Origin of the sequence: Epilithonimonas lactis (assembly GCF_900110605.1) — a bacterium.
Taxonomy (GTDB): Bacteria; Bacteroidota; Bacteroidia; order Flavobacteriales; family Weeksellaceae; genus Epilithonimonas; species Epilithonimonas lactis.
Map to the genome: position 1 here is coordinate 1068872 of NZ_FOFI01000001.1, position 14897 is coordinate 1083768.

General features: G+C 37.4%; 18 protein-coding genes. 14 read left to right on the top strand and 4 right to left on the bottom strand.

Translation table 11 applies throughout. From position 1 onward, the window contains the following. Window position 1 precedes the first annotated feature (1 nt). Both mobB and BMW39_RS05050 read left to right on the top strand, forming a co-directional pair. A complete protein-coding gene (gene mobB / locus BMW39_RS05045; RefSeq protein ID WP_034979492.1) occupies window positions 2–1264 on the top strand; it encodes a conjugal transfer protein MobB in 1263 nt (420 codons plus the stop codon). A gap of 32 nt (window positions 1265–1296) precedes the next feature. Continuing rightward, on the top strand, window positions 1297–2205 hold the full coding sequence (locus BMW39_RS05050; RefSeq protein ID WP_034979490.1) for an AraC family transcriptional regulator: 909 nt from the start codon (window positions 1297–1299) through the stop codon (window positions 2203–2205). 14 nt (window positions 2206–2219) lie between these two features. Here BMW39_RS05050 and BMW39_RS05055 read toward each other — a convergent pair whose 3' ends face one another. Beyond that, on the bottom strand, window positions 2220–2603 hold the full coding sequence (locus tag BMW39_RS05055) for a winged helix-turn-helix transcriptional regulator (protein WP_031503801.1): 384 nt from the start codon (window positions 2601–2603) through the stop codon (window positions 2220–2222). 89 nt (window positions 2604–2692) lie between these two features. Between BMW39_RS05055 and BMW39_RS05060 the strand changes: the two genes are divergently transcribed. After that, window positions 2693–3238, top strand: coding sequence for an NAD(P)H-dependent oxidoreductase (locus BMW39_RS05060; protein ID WP_031503799.1), 546 nt, complete (start codon window positions 2693–2695; stop codon window positions 3236–3238). Between the two features lie 22 nt (window positions 3239–3260). Here the strand turns inward: BMW39_RS05060 and BMW39_RS05065 are convergent, their stop codons facing one another. Then, a complete protein-coding gene (locus tag BMW39_RS05065) occupies window positions 3261–3617 on the bottom strand; it encodes a winged helix-turn-helix transcriptional regulator (protein WP_019974521.1) in 357 nt (118 codons plus the stop codon). 158 nt (window positions 3618–3775) lie between these two features. Here BMW39_RS05065 and BMW39_RS05070 point away from each other — a divergent pair, with 158 nt between their 5' ends. The 8 genes from BMW39_RS05070 (at window position 3776) to BMW39_RS05105 (ending at window position 11807) form a co-directional block, all read left to right on the top strand. Beyond that, complete coding sequence (locus BMW39_RS05070) at window positions 3776–4354, top strand: TetR/AcrR family transcriptional regulator (RefSeq protein ID WP_019974520.1); 579 nt, start codon at window positions 3776–3778, stop codon at window positions 4352–4354. A 60-nt stretch (window positions 4355–4414) separates the two neighbouring features. Beyond that, window positions 4415–5383, top strand: a complete 969-nt coding sequence (locus BMW39_RS05075; protein ID WP_034979484.1) for a nuclear transport factor 2 family protein — start codon at window positions 4415–4417, stop codon at window positions 5381–5383. Between the two features lie 136 nt (window positions 5384–5519). Beyond that, window positions 5520–6776, top strand: a complete 1257-nt coding sequence (locus tag BMW39_RS05080) for a serine hydrolase domain-containing protein (RefSeq protein ID WP_034979481.1) — start codon at window positions 5520–5522, stop codon at window positions 6774–6776. A 29-nt stretch (window positions 6777–6805) separates the two neighbouring features. Beyond that, window positions 6806–7336 (top strand): NAD(P)H-dependent oxidoreductase, encoded by a 531-nt coding sequence (locus BMW39_RS05085; protein ID WP_031503795.1) that lies wholly within the window; start codon window positions 6806–6808, stop codon window positions 7334–7336. Window positions 7337–7447: 111 nt separating this feature from the next. Beyond that, window positions 7448–8239, top strand: coding sequence for an SDR family NAD(P)-dependent oxidoreductase (locus tag BMW39_RS05090; RefSeq protein WP_031503793.1), 792 nt, complete (start codon window positions 7448–7450; stop codon window positions 8237–8239). 23 nt (window positions 8240–8262) lie between these two features. Next, window positions 8263–9267, top strand: coding sequence for a zinc-dependent alcohol dehydrogenase family protein (locus tag BMW39_RS05095; protein ID WP_034979477.1), 1005 nt, complete (start codon window positions 8263–8265; stop codon window positions 9265–9267). A gap of 4 nt (window positions 9268–9271) precedes the next feature. After that, the gene (budA, locus tag BMW39_RS19480) at window positions 9272–10855 is read left to right on the top strand and encodes an acetolactate decarboxylase (RefSeq protein ID WP_019974514.1); all 1584 of its coding nucleotides are present in this window, start codon (window positions 9272–9274) and stop codon (window positions 10853–10855) included. A 106-nt stretch (window positions 10856–10961) separates the two neighbouring features. Beyond that, complete coding sequence (locus tag BMW39_RS05105) at window positions 10962–11807, top strand: RteC domain-containing protein (protein WP_034979474.1); 846 nt, start codon at window positions 10962–10964, stop codon at window positions 11805–11807. Window positions 11808–11962: 155 nt separating this feature from the next. Here BMW39_RS05105 and BMW39_RS05110 read toward each other — a convergent pair whose 3' ends face one another. Beyond that, window positions 11963–12154, bottom strand: coding sequence for a hypothetical protein (locus BMW39_RS05110; protein WP_034979470.1), 192 nt, complete (start codon window positions 12152–12154; stop codon window positions 11963–11965). A 147-nt stretch (window positions 12155–12301) separates the two neighbouring features. Here BMW39_RS05110 and BMW39_RS05115 point away from each other — a divergent pair, with 147 nt between their 5' ends. Genes BMW39_RS05115 through BMW39_RS05125 form a run of 3 tightly spaced genes read left to right on the top strand, consistent with a single transcriptional unit; the run spans window position 12302 to window position 14407 of the window. After that, the gene (locus tag BMW39_RS05115; protein WP_034979467.1) at window positions 12302–13027 is read left to right on the top strand and encodes a DUF6577 family protein; all 726 of its coding nucleotides are present in this window, start codon (window positions 12302–12304) and stop codon (window positions 13025–13027) included. 28 nt (window positions 13028–13055) lie between these two features. Continuing rightward, entirely contained in the window at window positions 13056–14093 is a 1038-nt protein-coding gene (locus BMW39_RS05120; RefSeq protein WP_034979465.1) for a nucleotidyl transferase AbiEii/AbiGii toxin family protein, read from the top strand. 23 nt (window positions 14094–14116) lie between these two features. Further along, the gene (locus BMW39_RS05125; RefSeq protein ID WP_034979462.1) at window positions 14117–14407 is read left to right on the top strand and encodes a hypothetical protein; all 291 of its coding nucleotides are present in this window, start codon (window positions 14117–14119) and stop codon (window positions 14405–14407) included. On the opposite strand, the gene BMW39_RS05130 is transcribed toward BMW39_RS05125, so the two are convergent. After that, a partial coding sequence (locus BMW39_RS05130) for a transposase (RefSeq protein ID WP_139175280.1) occupies window positions 14390–14897 on the bottom strand: 508 nt, incomplete at its 5' end. The two genes, BMW39_RS05125 and BMW39_RS05130, sit on opposite strands and share 18 nt — an antisense overlap.

Below are 14897 nucleotides of genomic sequence, written 5' to 3' on the forward strand. Positions count from 1 at the left end.
TATGATTGCAAAAATCGGAAAAGGAAGCAATATGTATGGAGCAATTTTGTACAATCAGCAGAAAATGGACAAGGAAAACGGAGTGGTTTTATTACTGAACAAGATACCCGACACGGTGGACGGCAGGTATTCTGTAGCCTATTTTAATAAGTGTTTTGAGCCGTACCTGTCGGCAAACATCAAAACGGAAAAGACGGTACGGCATATTTCGCTGAATCCAGATCCTTCAGATAAAGTCAGCGATGAACAGTTTACCGAAATGGCACAGTTATATATGGAACGTATGGGTTACGGCAATCAGCCCTATATTGTTTTCAAGCATACGGATATTGACCGAACGCATATACACATTGTTTCTACTTGTGTAGGTATTGACGGAAAGAAAATACCCGATGATTACGACCATCCACGCTCAATGGCAATCTGTCGGGATTTGGAACAGAAATATAATATGAAAAAGGCAACTGAACAAGAACAGAAACAAGCCAACAAAGTTTTCAAACCTGTGGATTACCACAAAGGCGACATCAAAAGTCAGATTGCTTCGGTAGTGCGACACTTGCCAAAGTATTACAGCTTTCCGACTATGGGAAGCTATAATGCTTTATTGTCGCTGTTCAACATCACAGCAGAAGAAGTCAAAGGCGAGCGGAACGGTCAGACCGTAAACGGATTGGTGTATGTGGCATTGGACAAGAACGGAAACAAGGCAAGCAATCCGTTCAAAGCATCGCTATTCGGGAAAGATGCAGGAATTGCACAACTGCAAAAACACTTTGAACAGTCCAAAGAGAAAATGAAAACCACGCCTGTAAGGTCTGTTCTCAAAAATGCGGTGGAGCTTGCCATACATACTACAAGCAATGAAACGGATTTTAGAAAGCAATTGACCGAGCAAGGCATCAATACGGTTATAAGATGTAATATTGAAGGACGAATTTACGGTATGACCTTTATTGACCACGAGAGCCGTAGCGTTTGGAATGGTTCAGCTTTGGATAGAAACCTGTCGGCAAATGTATTTAACGATTGGTGGAACAACGGTAACAAACCCGAACTGAAAACACAGCACAGCCCTGTTTCTAAACCGAATACAATAGACAACCAACCAAAAGACCTTTTTGAGTTTATCTCACAGGAACATTCGCATAGTTCCGATTTGGGATTGTTCAGCCTGTTGCCTGATGCACAGGGAGAGAATTATGAAGAAGACCAGTTTGCCAATCGGATTAAGAAAAAGAAGCAGAAAGGGAGGAGATTGTGAAAACGGTTGTTTGAATTTCATAACTTTGCAATATGAAACGTAAGGAAACAATAAAAGAGTTTTACACCAATCACGGACAGGAATATCCAAAAACGGGACAATTCAATATATACCGTAGAGAGGAATTTGCGTGTGACAGCACCTCATTACCGCCTAACCGTAGGGATTTTTATAAAATCTCAATGACTACAAAAGGAACAGGTGTTTTGAGTTATGCCGACAAAGCCATAAAGATTGACAGACCTTCCATTACTTTTCTTAATCCCCTAATCCCTTATTCGTGGGAACCGAACTCGGAAGACCAAGCTGGTTATTTCTGTCTTTTTACAGAAGACTTTGTAAGTCCGACCCTGAAAAATGAAAATCTTTCGCAATCGGCATTGTTCAAAGTTGGGGGCAATCACATATTTTTCCCCGGTAAAGAAAGTTTAAAACTTTTGGAAAGTGTTTTTGAAAATATGATGCGTGAAATACGCTCGGAATACGCCAATAAGTACGACTTATTGAGAAGCTATGTGCAAATCATTATGCACGAAGCTATGAAGATGCAACCGCCCGAAACTTTTTATCAGCCCGTCAATGCTTCGGAGCGTATCACCACATTGTTTTTAGAATTGTTGGAGCGACAATTTCCCATTGATGCCCCAAGCCAAACGCTGCAACTTAAAACAGCAAACGAGTTTGCCGGACAGCTCAACGTTCATACCAATACATTAAACAGGGCTTTGAAAGAAAGCACGGGCAAAACCACAACGGAATGGATTGCCGAAAGAAGGATTAAAGAAGCGAAAGCATTGTTGCAGTTCAGTAATTGGGATATAGCCGAAATAGCTTATAGTTTGGGATTTGAGCATTCTTCCAACTTTATCATTTTCTTCAGGAAGCAAACCGATATTACTCCCCTGCAATTCAGGAAAGAAATCGGAACTGGCATTGCTTAAAATAATGGACTTTGTTATACAGTCTGTCCGGCAGATATAAATTCGCCCTTTTCGATGACAGCTTTATTACCCCATTTTGTGATTGCTTCCAAAACAGGAACAATACTTTTGCCGAAATCGGTTAAACTGTAAATGACTTTTACAGGCGGTTTTTTGCCGTGAACTTTTCTTAAAACAAGACCATCTTTTTCTAATTGTTTCAACTGTAAACTTAAAGTCATTTCGGTAACAGACGGTATTTCTTTTCGAAGTTCGTTATATCTCTTTGCTTCATCTTTTAAATGATAAAGGATTACAGCTTTCCATTTACCACCTACTAAATCCATTGTCAGGCTTACCGTGCAAGGATAAGTTTTACCATTCAATTTCACGAAATCGCCTATACATTCTGTTTTCATTTTACTATTTTTTTTTCAGTCTATCCATTTCGATAGTTATTGCAAATGTAATTTACTAAAATTAGTTTTGCAACTAAAATTATTATAGTATGGTATTAGTTATTTTAGCACACCCGAATTTCGATAAGTCTTTTGCTAACAAAACGATTATTGAAGAACTACAAAAAAGTGATTTGGAATTGGAAATCCGAAACATTCACGACCTCTATCCCGATTATAAAATCGATGTGGAAGCTGAACAGGAAGCGTTATTGCGACATCAGACAATCGTTTTCCAATATCCCTTTTATTGGTATAGTATGCCTGCCATTTTGAAACATTGGTTTGACGAAGTGTTTTTACATCAGTTTGCTTACGGCTCGAAAGGCGACAAGTTGAAAGACAAAAATTTTGTACCGAGTTTTACCGTGGGTTCATCGGAAAGCAGTTATAAAACATTGGGCTTTCAGCATTTCAGAGTATATGAATTTTGCAAACATTTGGAACAGACCGCTTACCATACACAGATGAATTATATCGACCCGATTTATTTTCACGGAACTTCTTTGGTTGCAGGTTATACAGAGGAAGAAGTAAAGAACAGGGCAAAAGACCACACAAAAAGACTGATTGAAGCATTACAAGAACTTGGATAAAGTTCCTGTAATGCAGCAAACTTTAAATCATCTTCTTATGTTTCTCTCCCCATACTTCCAACTGTTCCAATATCGGTATAAGTTGAATTGCACTTTTGGTTAGTTCGTATTCCACACGTGGCGGAACTTCCGCATAAACTGTTCGGGTTATCAATTTATTTTCTTCCATTTTTCGGAGCTGTAACGTTAGCATACGTTCGGTTATATTAGGGATACGTTTTTTCAGTTCACCAAAACGTAGTTTTCCCTTTGCCAAATGGCAACAGATAGCCAATGTCCATTGTCCGCCAATAAGGTTCGTAGCATAAATTTGAGAACATTCTGAACCTAACTGTTGCCTGTTCTCATAGTTGACAGAACTCTCTTTTACTTTACTCATACTTACATTTTTGTTAGTACTATACAATTTGTTGCAAAGATACAAAATGGACAGTTGCGTATGTGGATTAACACTGTAAAATTTCAATACAGATAATATGCAGAAAACATAAATCTATTTTGGAACATTCGGTTTAATATTATATCTTTGCATCCGATATGCCGAGAAATAAAGAGTTTGACTATAACGAAAAATTAGAAACTGTGCGTAACCTTTTTTGGAAAAAGGGATACAATGCTACTTCTATGCACGATATAGTCGCTACGATGAATTTGAACAGAAGTAGTATTTACGATACTTACGGCAACAAACACGATTTGTTTCTGAAATGCCTATCCAATTACGCTTCTTTCAAAGAAAGGCAATATTTGGAAGCCTCAAAAGTAAAGGGAAAAGCCATTGAAGCATTGGAATACGTTATCCGAGATGTAGTTAATCAGACTTTGGCAGATGACAAGGCGTGTCTGATTGTGAACACCATTTTTGAGGTTGCTCCTGCGGACAAGGAAGTGAAAAACCTCCTCCAAAAAAGCGGAAATGCCTTGCAATCCATTTTGGAAAACCTGATTGCACAAGCAAAAAAAGACGGAGATATTAAAAGCCAAACTTCTGCCTTAGTGATTGCCCGATATATTCTCGCTTCGTTCAGTAGTTATTGGAGCCATTATATTTTGAACCAAAATAAGCAGGAAGTATTGGAAATGGTGGACTTTTTGACGGAACAAATAAAACGGTAAAAATTTTTTTTGTTCTATTTTGGAACGATTGGTTTAAAATAAATTAAATACAAAAACAATATGAGAAAACAAGCAAGAACGATTTTAGCTTTTGCGATCTTGATGACAAGCGGAGAAGTCTTTGCACAAAAAATAAGCAACAATAAAGAAAAAATTATGACAAATAATTCAGAGCAAAACGAGCAACTTCGGGTTGCAAAATCTTATTACGAGAAAATCAATAGCGGAGATTTTAATGACGACAGTTATTTTGACCTTTTTACGGAAGATGTGAAAATTTTCTATCCGAAATTTGGTTTTGTGGAGGGAAAATTGGGAGTTAAGAAATTCGGACAACAGGTGCGAAATCTGTTCAATAACTTGACTTTTGAGTTGGACAAATTCAACTTTATCGTAACCGATAACACTATTGTAGTGGAGGGCGTAGAGATAGGTGCAATCCACACAGGAGCGGTTTTTCCCGACAATGAGATTTCATTTGGAAAATTTTGCACGGTCTTTGAATTTGAGGGAAACCGTATTAAAAGAATGTATTGCTACGTTGACCCAGACCACGCAGGACAGGATAAAGAAGTTGTGGATTTGTTGAAAAGTGAAAACAAAAATTTAATAGAAATAGAGCATAAAACAATTGAAGCCGAAACCAAAAAAGTTGTTGATGAATTTTACGAAATTCAATCGGGTAAAAAACAGGGAAGTTTAGCAGATTTGTTTGCCGATATGGTAGATTTTGATTTGCCAGGAAATAAAGAAAAGTTTCCGTGGACTGGAAAACGACAAACCAAAAAAGAAGTTGAGGATTATTTCAAAGTTTTATATCAAAACATCAAATCCTTAAAATTTGATGTGGAGTATATCGCCATAAATGGCGAAAATGCAGTAGCAGTCGGTCAATTATCATCGGTTATTCTAAAATACAATAAAGTATTTAATGCTCAATTTGTCAATATTTTTAAAATCCGCAACGGTAAAATCGTAAAATACCATTTTATGGAAGACAGCTACCGATTGAACGAGGAAATGAAATAAACAAATTAAAACATACACCAGGAAACATCCAAATCAATACTTACATTTTTGTTAGTACCATACAATAGGTTGCAAAGGCACGAAATCGAATGTAGCCTATGTAATTTTGTGGTGTAATTTTAAAATCAAATAAAAAATGTTAAAACAAATCTTATCAACTATAGCTTGCGTAATAGCGTTAAACAGCCTCGCACAAAATACTAAACTTGAAAAGAGTATTGATGATTTATCTGCCCGATTGGTAAACGCAAAAGAAGTTTCGGGAGTGAATGTATTATTGCTCAAAGACAGCGAAGTGATTTATAACAAAGCCTTTGGCTATGCCGATGTTAGCACAAAACAACCTTTAAAAACCGATAACATTTTTCGCATTGCTTCTCAGACCAAAGCGATAACGAGCATAGCGGTTATGATGCTTTACGAAAAAGGAAAAATCCTGTTGGACGACCCGATTTCAAAATATATTCCTCAATTCAAAAATCCGCAGGTGCTTGACAAATTTAATCCTGCCGACAGCAGTTATACAACTGTTCCTGCACAAAGGGAAGTTACTATTAGAGATTTGTTACGCCATACTTCGGGTATTGATTATCCGCTAATTTCCGATGATACAAGAATGCAGGCAATATACGCCAAGGTAGGAGCGGTAACGGGTATTGGAAGCAAAGGTACGTTGAAAGAAAAAATGGAATTGCTTGCCAAACAGCCATTGCGACACCACCCTAATACAGCTTTCACTTACGGTCTGAATACAGACGTTTTAGGGTATTTGGTAGAAGTTGTCAGCGGAGTTCCATTAGACAAATTTTTCCAAACTTACATATTTGAACCGTTACAGATGACCGATACACAGTTTAAAATCCCACAGGATAAGGCTGACCGTTTGGTTTCCGTCTCGGAGAAAACGGATAAAGATTTTGCAAAAGTTAATCATACGATTTATGAAAATAGTAGCCCTGATTATCCACTGGAAGACGGAATATACTTGTCTGGTGGAGCAGGTTTGTCTTCTACGACTGCCGACTATGCAAAATTCTTACAGATGCTGTTGAACAAAGGCACTTACAATGGAAAACGGATTTTAGGTGCAAAAACCGTTGAACTGATGACTACCAACCAACTTTCAAATCAAGTAATTTTAAAAGGCGACCCCGATTTCCGTTTCGGATTAGGTTTTGAATTGGTTACTGAAGAAAACAAATTTTCTAAATCCCCAAGTATCGGTACTTTTTCTTGGAGTGGAGCTTTCAGTACACACTACTGGGCAGATCCCAAAGAAAATATCATTGGATTGGTCTTTACACAGGAGTATTTCCGCCCCAATCATAATGATTTGGGTACATTGTATAAAAATGTGGTGTATGCAAATATGGATACATCCGACTTTTATTAAAAAAACAGATAGTTGAAAATCATTACAATATGAAAACATTGATAATCATTGTTCACCCCGATATAGAGCGTTCGGTAATTAATAAGAGGTGGATTGAAGAATTAAGCAAGCATCCCGATAAATATGATGTTCATCAATTGCACAAGGTTTATCCCGATGATCAAATTGATGTATTGGCAGAACAAAAACTGATAGAGCAATACGATAAAATTGTATTTCAGTTTCCTTTTTATTGGTTCAATTGCCCGCCATTCTTAAAGAAATGGCTGGATGATGTGCTTACCTATGGGTGGGCGTATGGAAGTAAGAGCGGTTATAAGGTTTCGGGCAAGAAAATCGCTTTGGCGATGTCTGTTGGAATAGATGACCACGAGTATAACACAACGGGGAAATACAAATATACTATGGCTGAACTGACCCGACCTTTTGAACTGACTTTTGAGTATGTAAAAGCCGATTACAAACCGTTCTTTGCCTATTATGGAATTGAGCTGAACAGCACAGAGGAATGGATTGAGAAAAGTGTATCTCCTTATTTGGATTTTTTAAATTCTTTATAACAGTGCAAGAGTTCTGATTGTCTATACTTATCTCATAACCATTTGTTTGATTTGCATAACTTTTTAAAAAGCATCGGAGCGAACTTTGTACCGTAATAAAAATTAAGAATTATGGTTCAGGAAAATTTAAAAGGAAAAGTTGCTCTAATCACTGGTGGTACTACTGGGATTGGGTTGGCATCTGCAAAGCTATTTTTACAAAGAGGGACAAAAGTTGTCATAGGAGGCAGGAGGTCAGAGATTGGCAAAGAAGCTCTTGCAGAATTGCAAAAAATAAGTTCTGATATTCATTTTGTAAAAACCGATGTTTCCAAAAGCGAGGAAGTGAAACATCTTATCGCAGAAACTATTCGCATTTTTGGCAGACTTGATATTGCTTTTAATAACGCTGGTATTGAGGGGCATTTTGCACCGATTGACGAAACAAATGAAGACGAATTTGATACTGTTGTTGGTATTAATCTGAAAGGTACTTGGCTATCTTGCAAATACGAAATTGAACAATTCAAAAAACAAGGCACAGGCGGTACAATCGTAAACACTTCATCTTGGCTTTCAAGAGGGGCTTTTGGAGGTTCAGGAGTGTATTCAGCAAGTAAAGCCGCTGTGGACGGATTGGTTCGTGTTTTGGCTGTTGAAGCTGCAGAAGCCGGAATAAGGGTAAACAGCATTCAGCCTGGCTATATTCAAACCCCTATGTTTGACCGTTTTTATCCTTTTCCTAAAGAAGAAGCTGATAGACTAAAAGAACCAACAAAAAAGCACGCTCCAATGGGTCGTTTTGGAAACCCTGAAGAAGTTGCCGAATTGGTGGTCTGGTTGAGTAGTCCGTCAGCATCCTTTGTTACAGGAGAAAGTATTTTGGTAGACGGCGGATTGACTATCGGAGGACAACGTTATTAATTTCAAATTCCATTCAAAAGATTATGCAAGCAATACAATTAGAGAACTACGGTATAGAAAATCTGAAATTAGCCGAAGTGCCAACGCCCGAAGTTGGAGAAAACCAAGTATTGGTAAGAACCACAGCCGTTTCATTGCAATACCTTGACCTTATTGCAGTAGAAAATACGGCAGGGTTAAATATCCCGCTTCCGTTCATTCCTGTTTCAGAGGGAGTTGGTATAATAGAAAAGGTAGGAAAAAACGTAACACGGTGGAAAAAAGGCGACCGTGTATTGATACCGTTCATCAGGAGTTGGGAAGCAGGAAAGACAACGCCTTATCACAATGCGCTAAGGACAGGTCTGCAAACTTCGGGAACTTTGGCGGAGTTTACCCTACAGCCGGAAAATACGCTTGTCCGTTCCCCTCAAAACCTTACCGATGAAGAAGCCACATCACTTTCGGTTGCAGGTCTGACAGCTTGGGCAATGCTTATGCAGGCAGGCATCAAGGCAGGACAGACGATTTTGGTACAGGGAAGCGGTGGCGTTTCTTTGTCCGCCCTGCAAATCGCAAAGATTTCGGGTCTGAAAGTAATTGCAACCACAGGTAGCAGGGAGAAAGAGCAAAAACTGAAAGACTTGGGTGCAGACGAAGTTATCAATTATAGAGACTTTCCCGAATGGAGCAATGAAGCAAAACGGCTGAACAACGGCATAGGCGTAGATATAACGCTGGATGTGGCAGGACAGGAAACCATTGAGCAAAGCATCCTATCCGTAAAAGAACACGGTTTTGTGGGTTTGGTCGGTTTTATGTCCGGTAGCAGACTATCTTTTGACGTGTTTCCGCTCATTATGAACTATATCCGCTTGCAGGGTTATTCCGTAGGCAATGCACAGGAATTGGGCGATTTGGTAAATGCCATTGAAAAGAATAACCTTAAACCTGCCATTGATAGTGTTTATAGCATAGAGCAAACACAGGAAGCATTTCAAAAATTGAAATCGGGAAAGGTTTTCGGTAAAGTAGTCATCAAATTTTAAGGCAATGAAAGTAAGGAATATATTAACGGTAGTCTTTATCTGCATCGGATTAAGCAGCTTTTCGCAACAAATTATCAACGGCTTTGCAACGCCTGAAAGCGTAACATCAGACGGCAAGCGTTTTTTTGTTTCCAATCAGGGACAGGATTTCAGTAGCAGGGATAGTGACGGATTTATCAGCGAAATTTCTCCAGACGGTAAGCTGATAGAATTGAAGTTTGCCCCGACCAAAGGCGTATTACACGCTCCCAAAGGGATGACGATTGAAAACGGCATCTTATACGTAGCAGACTTGGAACGTGTAGTAGGCTTTGACATCAGTACCCGAAAAACAGTTTTTGAACTCGTTATTCCACAGGCTACCGTACTGAATGATATTTGCCGTTTGGAAAATGGATTTATCGGTATTACGGACACCTATTCGGGCAATATTTACAAAGTGAATACCCGAACAAAGTCGTTTGAAATCATTGGAAATATCTCTGCCGTAAACGGCATTTCGTTCAATAAAAGCACCAACCAGATTGCGGTTTGCACCAATGGGAAAATGCTGGGCGAGGGTTCGGTTTACATCAAAACAGGCAACGAAGATTTTCGGCAATTGCCTAATATTTCCAATGGCTTTTTTGATGGCATCGAATGGATAGATGATACCCATTTATTGATTTCGGATTGGGTAACATTTCCCACCAAAGGTTATGGCAAATTGTGGATTTACGATTTAAAAAATCAGCAAGCTGAAATGTTGCTGACCGAAGAAAGCATAGCAGATATTTTTTATAATCCTGCCACGCAAAAAATCTATATGCCCCAAATGCTGAAAAACAAAGTAATCATCACAGATAAAAAAGAATTGGAAATGAACCATAAGCAACAATACAACAAACTATATCAATACGGTGTGGCAGATGCTTTTGTAGGCGGTCTGTACAAAGGGACTTTGCCATTGAAAGAACTGAAATTTAAAGGAGATTTCGGTTTGGGAGCTCCCGATATGCTGGATGGCGAATTGACGATGTTGGACGGGAAAGTATATCAGACCAAAGCCACAGGCGAAACCGTTGAACCGGACGATAACTTTAAAACGTCAATGTTGTTTACCACATTCTTTAAAGCCGATACCGTAATCACTATTGAAAATCCCATTGGAGAAAAAGCCCTTTGGGAGCAGATAAGCAAAGAACTGAAAAATAAAAATGCGATGTATGCTATTAAAATAACAGGAAAGTTCGACCATATAAAAACAAGGGCGTTTCCCCCTATAAAGGATGAGCCATTTCCCGTTATTACTTCAATTTTTAACACCCAAAAGTTTTTTGAATTTTCAAATACACAAGGCACATTAATCGGTTATCATCTGCCCGAATATCTTAACGGTATCAACAGTAAAGGTTTTCATTTTCATTTTCTTTCATCGGACAAATCACAAGGCGGACACGTTTTGGATTTTACAGGGAAAGACCTAAAAATTGAGATTGCAGAAGTGAAAAGCTTTGAATTGGAAATACCGACAGATAAAGACTTTCAGAATTTCAAATTTGACACCAAAGACAATGAAGCACTAAAGCGTGTGGAGCAGGGAAAGTAAGAAATATATTCTGTACAAATCATATAAATTAAAGAAATCTAAAGGTTATTCCGATGAATGACCTTTAGATATTTCTGTTTAATAAGCAATAAAAAAACTAATCTGAATGGCATCATCATTAAATCATATTATCTCGGAGATACATCGAAAAGAAAAAGCTATTTCGCTCACTTCCCCCAATGAGATTGATGAAGCATACCAAATGACCATATACCTGAAAGAATATTTATGGTCTATAAGAGAGGATGTTACGAAACAGGGCTTTAAAAACCAATGGGAGGAAATCAATTTTTTTCGCAACATTAAGCCATATATCCTCTCCAAACTCATTTACCACAATAAGATATTTCGAATACAGACCGCTTGTCCCGTTGACGGAGGAAAGATGTATGCCAGTTATTTTTCAGAACAATTGCAGGAATTAAAACAGGAATACAGGGAGCATATCTACAATTCAGATTTTTACAGATATTATCGTTCAGGAAGAACCGACCGTGATGAAACCTACTTTAGATTGGGCAACATCAATTTCCACGATGGGCTAAATAGTTTTGTCTTTGAAATTGACCCGTTGTTTTCAACCTACTATGATAACAAAGTGGCTCGGATAATAGCAAATGAGCTACTCTATACCTACATACTCCAAAAAATCAACAATGATGAAATAGCAGGCTCTCTTTCTACAAACAGTATCTCATCTGACGGTATCCTTTGGACGGATACCAAAAATGCCTTAATAGAGCTGATTTATGCGCTGTATGCGAATGGCTCACTTTCCTACGGTAAAATAGGAATACGAAAAGTCAGTTTGGCTTTAGAAAGACTGTTTCAGATTACCTTAGGGGATTTACACAATTCTTTTCATCGAATGAAATATCGAGCCGGCTCCCGAACGTCATTTTTAGACCAATTGAAATCTTCTTTGGAAGAATATATGGACAAAGATTTATAGAGGTGTCAAAAACAAACAAAAAGGGAAGCAAAGATAACGAAGCACGCATAATGGCTTCGCCACCCTTCGGGACTTATAGTGCTTCGTTATCTTATATCCGTTGGCAGAATGGCTTTCTTTTTTTTCTGTTTTTCTTTTGGAGTGAATTTTAAGAATTATTCATCTCTTTCTTTACCAGATGTCGGGTTATCTCTGGCATCAATCTGCCCATAATATTCCCTTAGCGTTGCATCCACAATTATCTCCACAATAAGGTCTATCAGACGGTCTTCTTTTTCTTTCTCCATCTGTTCATAAAACTTGTTTATATCCTCAAGGTTCTGTTCTGGCGTTTTACCCTTTTTCATAACATCTTATTTTAGACGTTAATTTACAGCAAAATCCAGACTTAAAACCTTGAAAAACAAAACCTAATTAAAATATAACTTTGATAAAATATATTTTTTATGCCGAACTTATATAAATTAGTGTTACATTTACCATAAAAAACTGTTTTGGCAGAAACGTTAGAAAAACATATCGGTCGCTATTTTAAGGAAAGTGAAAGACTTTCCAAGCAGAAGCTTGTGGAATCAATAAAAAAGGATTTCCCTACTTGGTCTGACAACACCATTAATATGTATCTGTCCAAGCTGAAAAAAGAAGGGGTTATAAATGCTCCCTCCAGAGGGATTTATGAACTTGATGGACAAAAGCCTTTTCAGCCCAATATTTCAACCACGCTAAAAAGAATATTCAATAAGGTCAAGCGGGAATTTCCCTATATCAGTTTTTGTGTTTGGGATACCGTGTGGTTGAATGATTTTATGCGTCATCAACCTTTTAAGCATTATACCGTCGTGGAAGTTGAAAAAGATGCTTCCGAATCTGTATTCACGTTTTTAACGGACACTATTAAAAGCGTTTTCTTTAATCCTGATGAGGAAATATTTGACCGCTACATTCACAACCAAGATGAAGTCCTTATTGTGAAGAATATGGTTTCAGAACCTCCTTTGATAGAAAAAGACAAAATTATTATTCCTGCATTGGAAAAGTTATTGGTGGATATGTTGATTGACACATCACTTTTTTCAGCACAGCAAAATGAAAAGGAATTTATTATGCGGAGTGTAATGGAGAAATATACTTTAAATGAGTTAAAGATGCGTAGGTACGCTGTCCGAAGAAACAGAGAGGAAGAAATTGACGAACTGATAAATATAAGTTTGGCAAAATAAATTTATTTATGCCAATGATATATAAATTATGATAGACACAAAGTCATATATTATTGAATGGATCACCGACTTACGAAATAAGTTGGGGAAACGCATTGACCCAAAACTGATTGAAAAAGTAATATATGCTTTAACACTTTTGGAGCAATTGCAATTGAATAATCTAAATTTTGTGTTTAAAGGCGGAACGGCTCTGCTTTTAGCAACGGAAACGCCTAAGAGGTTTTCGATAGATATTGACATCATTACAGAAGAATCAGAGGATAAAATCAAGGAGATTTTAGCGAAGATAAGCCAATTGGAAATGTTTATCCGTTGGGAAGATGATAACGACCGAAAACATACGCCTGACGCACCCATTGGACATTTCAAGATGTTTTACAAAAGTGTGGTAGATGGTCATGAAGAACCGATACTATTAGATTTATTATACACTCCCAATCCATACCCTGAAACAAAAGAATATCTGATAAATCACAGTTGGTTGGCAACATCGGGCAAAGATACTACGGTTGTACTGCCAACGTTTGAGGCTATTTTAGGAGATAAGCTTACTGCATTTGCTCCAAAAACCACAGGCATATTATACTCAAAAAATCGTCCTGTCGAAATCATTAAACAGTTATATGATATTGGTTTTTTGTTTGACCAAATATCAGACCTTAACGTAGTAAAAGAAAGTTATTCGAGAGTGGTACAGGAGGAAATCGGCTATCGAAAGTTAAGTATTGATGCTGGCGAGGTATTGAAAGACACTTGGAATGCTTGTTATACCTTAGCAGAAAGAGATATGAAGTCTGATGAGTTCAAACACTTGCAGTTGGGTATTAAGAACTTCACGAATTTCATTATTGACCGTTTTTCAATCGAAGAAGCCATAACAGCTTCATCTAAAGTTGCCTATCTGACTTCATTACTGAATAAAGAAAATCAGGAAATAGAACGGTTTAAAAATCCATTGGAGATTAAGGATTGGCTGATTGAAGACCAGACGTACAACAAATTGAACAAGTTAAAAAAGACCAATCCGGAAGCATTTTTCTATTGGTATAAGAGTTTGAAATAGTTTAAGGATATAAATAGATTAATATGGACGAAACAAAATCCATACAGGAACAACATACGGCTGGAGCACAAGCAATAGGATTTGATTATCAATTCTATTATTTTATGTTATTAGCTCTTGAACTCCGACACGGACAGAAAGTCGGTTTTGAAGTGAAAGATGACGTACATATCGATAAAGCAGATGGAACAACCATTTTATTCCAAACAAAACATAGTGTTTTAACAAGTAGTAATGGGGCTATCCAAAATTTGACAACATTGGATAGTGACCTTTGGAAAACATTAAGAGCCTGTTTAAATTTTATTCAATAAATTTTTTATGGCGGATAATTTTACCATATTTTCAGAATTTTCCATTAGTAATTCGTAATTCCTGTATAATCTGCTGTCGTTATCAAACCAGGAAAATGTCCGTTCAATAATCCATCTTTTAGAAATGGGCTTAAAATCTGTTTTCTTTTCATCATTTCTCATCACCACATTGATTAGATAACCAAACTTATTTTTCACCTGTTCTATGATTTCTCCTCTGTAACCTCCATCAGCAAGAATAATCTTCACAGGACTTAAGAAATATGCCAAAGTTCTCATGAGAAAATCAACAGCTTTACTGTCATGAACATTGGCTACAGTAACCATTATTGCTAATAAAAATCCGTTTTTATCAACCACCACATGTCTTTTAATTCCTTTTACTTTTTTATTCCCGTCAAAACCATTTAATGAGCGGTTGTTTCCCCATCTTACACTCTGACTGTCCATTATGCCTAAACTCGGTTCTCTTTTTTGATTTCTTTTCAAC